Below are 618 nucleotides of genomic sequence, written 5' to 3' on the forward strand. Positions count from 1 at the left end.
GTACAGGGAAGAGTTCCCCACGACCGGCCTGGTCGGCATACTTGCTGGACCTCCTAACTTCGGCGTAGAGGCACGTGCCGTTCGCCTCTGGGCATTGCTTTCGCCCCGGCCCGCCAGCGGACGAGCTGCTCTGAACCTCATCATCGTCAGATTCATTGTCCCCACCAACCACCGTGTCGGATTGCGGCGCAGCCTTCGACGACTGCCCCACTTCTGGTGTGCCCCTTCGGGTGACCTCGCGGAGCTTTTTGACCTGCGACCTGTTGATCTTGCCTTCCGAAGACTCCAGGAACTGCTTCACGGCTTCAGGCGCGGCAGCATGAGCGACGACGAGTTCTTTCGCGAGGGTAACGTCCGAGACCTGCCCATTCGCAACGGCTTCCGCGACCGGCTCAGGTAGATTGAGCATTGCGGCGTGCATGCTTACCCAGGCCTTGGATTTTCCGAGTGTTCGTGCCAGATCAGCTTGTGTCTGTCCCTGCGACAGCTCCGTACCTATGTAGTCGGCAATTTCACGAACGGTCAGCTGCTCATGCTGAATGTTCTCGAGCATTTGGTCGCGCTTGCTGAACTCGGGATCCAAGTTTGCCGCGATCTGTTTGAGACCAGCGCACACAG

1 protein-coding gene is annotated in these 618 nt (G+C 59.2%); it reads right to left on the reverse strand.

What is annotated here, in order from left to right:
• Positions 1–583: KorB domain-containing protein (locus tag KDH83_RS31175; protein WP_283093866.1), on the reverse strand; the 583-nt coding region annotated here is incomplete at its 3' end.
• Positions 584–618 lie beyond the last annotated feature (35 nt).

The organism is Achromobacter sp. Marseille-Q0513 (assembly GCF_018195695.1).
Classification (GTDB): domain Bacteria; phylum Pseudomonadota; class Gammaproteobacteria; order Burkholderiales; family Burkholderiaceae_B; genus Achromobacter.